The organism is Novacetimonas pomaceti, from assembly GCF_003207955.1.
Lineage (GTDB): Bacteria > Pseudomonadota > Alphaproteobacteria > Acetobacterales > Acetobacteraceae > Novacetimonas > Novacetimonas pomaceti.
The window spans coordinates 1-602 of record NZ_NOXG01000125.1 but is presented as its reverse complement, the minus strand read 5'-3'; the positions used below and the strand labels follow the sequence as shown (position 1 = coordinate 602).

The window sequence follows — 602 nt, the reverse complement described above, 5'->3', positions numbered from 1 at the left end:
TGAGGTTCGTGACGAAGCCGCCACGACAGGCAGAGCTGCGCGCGGTTTCGCCTCCTTTGACTGGATCACAAAGGACAGCTGGACGCGCCGCAGGCGGGTGGTGGCCAAGGCCGAATGGCGCCACGGCAACCGCTATCATCGCTGGGAGTGTCCTGAAGTCTGTGTATCTGGCCTGGCCCATGGGTTTTCAGATACTCAAGCGGCGAAGCGCTCGCCGAACATTATGGCGAACTGGTTGCGGGCTGCAAACCATTCCCGAACATTCCGCCCGTCTTTCTCAAAGCTGCGGATCGCCAGGTAGATCAGCTTCGTTGCGGCATCGTCGGTCGGGAACGAACCGCGCGTCTTGATCGATTTGCGGATGACCCGGTTCAGGCTCTCGATGGCGTTCGTAGTGTATATGATCTTGCGGATCGCCGGATCGAAGGCAAAAAACGGGATCACTTCGGCCCATGCCCGGCGCCATGCCGGGGCGATCGACGCGTATTTCCCGGCCCATTTCTCCTCGAACGCATCGAGCTCTGCGGCCGCCATGTCAGCGGTCGCCGCCCCGTAGATCCGGCGCAGGTCGGCAGCCACGGCCTTGCGGTCCTTCCATGAGC

At 62.0% G+C, this 602-nt stretch carries 1 protein-coding gene; it reads right to left on the bottom strand.

What is annotated here, in order from left to right:
* Positions 1–195: 195 nt before the first annotated feature.
* On the bottom strand, positions 196–602 hold a 407-nt coding region (locus tag CFR71_RS15985; RefSeq protein WP_133251194.1), incomplete at its 5' end, for a transposase.